1 protein-coding gene is annotated in these 894 nt (G+C 67.0%); it reads right to left on the minus strand.

Annotated features, from left to right (window positions below; translation table 11 throughout):
- A protein-coding gene (locus tag AC3ENQ_RS14055) for an IS5 family transposase (protein WP_431805358.1) occupies nt 1-841 on the minus strand; the annotation gives its coding sequence in 2 pieces (ribosomal slippage) (nt 1-457 and nt 456-841; 843 coding nt annotated over the 2 pieces). This gene is flagged as partial in the annotation.
- Nucleotides 842-894 lie beyond the last annotated feature (53 nt).

The raw sequence follows: 894 nt of genomic DNA on the forward strand, positions 1-894 counted from the left end.
GGCTATCGCGGCGCGGTAGGAGCGGGCTGTCTTGTCTGAGCGCATCGCGATGCCGCGCCATTGCTTGAGTTTGTTGAAGCAGCGCTCGACGACGTTGCGTCCCTTGTAGCGCTCCTGCTGGGCTTCCCCGAAGTCGATGGGCCGGCCAGGCTTCCTGCGGCGGTGCGCGATCTGGTCGTCGCGTTCCGGGATCGTCGCGGCGATCTTCCGCTCCCGCAGCCACGCCCTGTTCTTCTTCGACGGGTAGCCCTTGTCGGCGAGCACCCGATCCGGGCGCCGCCTCGGACGGCCGACAGCTCGAGGGACGTGGATCTGCTCGAGTGTGGCGGTCATCATCGTGGTGTCGTTGATGTTCGCGCCGGTGATCACCCAGCTCAGCGGACGTCCACGCCCGTCGCAGACGAGATGCACCTTGCTCGTCAACCCGCCACGGGAGCGGCCGATCCCGTGATCAGGCGGCTCTTCCCGCGGATTCTTGTGATTCGACACAGCCCCCTGTGTCGCGGCTGAGGGTCGCGCCGTGCTGGTGCACGCGCGCGATCGTCGAGTCGATCGACACCACCCAGTCGAGCTTGCCCGCCGCGTCCGACTGCTTCTGCACCTCGGCGAGCAGCTTCTCCCAGGTGCCGTCCTCGGCCCAGCGCGCGAACCGCTTGTAGATCGAGTTCCACTTCCCGAACCGCTCCGGCACATCCCGCCAGGGCGCCCCCGTGCGGTACTTCCAGGCCATGCCCTCGACCGCGAGACGATGATCCGTCCACGGCCGCGACCTGCCGACCGGCACCGGCATCAGCGGCTCCAGAACAGCCCACACCTCATCCGAGATCTCCTGACGCGTCACACCATCGAGACTCGCCGATCCTGAGCCTGAACCTCTTGATCAACACGCCCTAG

The organism is Microbacterium sp. bgisy203 (assembly GCF_057706945.1).